This is a genomic window from Nitrobacter sp. 62-13 (assembly GCF_001896955.1).
Taxonomy (GTDB): Bacteria; Pseudomonadota; Alphaproteobacteria; order Rhizobiales; family Xanthobacteraceae; genus Nitrobacter.
Genome location: NZ_MKRN01000042.1, coordinates 22041 through 22496, shown reverse-complemented (window position 1 = coordinate 22496; position 456 = coordinate 22041). Strand labels below are relative to the sequence as shown.

At 66.2% G+C, this 456-nt stretch carries 1 pseudogene; it reads right to left on the bottom strand.

Annotation, left to right across the window (positions count from 1 at the left end):
* Positions 1 to 456 (bottom strand): annotated as a pseudogene (locus BGN91_RS04945) (dihydroorotase); the annotation flags it as partial.

Sequence of the window (456 nt, the reverse complement as noted above, 5' to 3'; positions counted from 1 at the left end):
TTTGAAGTCCAATTCCGCATTGTGCACGAGCCGCAACGCCGCCGTCAGCATGGTCTCCAGCCCGATCGCGCCGGCCGCAGCTTCCGCGAACGGCAGGCGCTTGGTTTCCACGTCCTGCGGATTGTGATCGGACATCACGACGTCGACCAGCCCCGACGCCAGCGCCGCGACCAGCGCGCGGCGGTCGTCCTCGCTGCGCAGCGGCGGCGACAGCTTCAGAAACGTTCGATACGGACCGATATCGTTTTCGTTCAATGTCAGGTGATTGATCGAGGCGGATGCGGTGACAGAAAGCCCGGCGTCGCGCGCGCGATTGAGGATGTCGAGCGATTCCGCACAGGTCAGCGACGCCGCGTGGTAGCGGCCGCCGGTCAGCGCCACGAGCCGCATGTCGCGTTCCAGCACGATCGCCTCCGCGGCGGCCGGAATGCCCATCAGTCCGAGGCGGGCGGAATA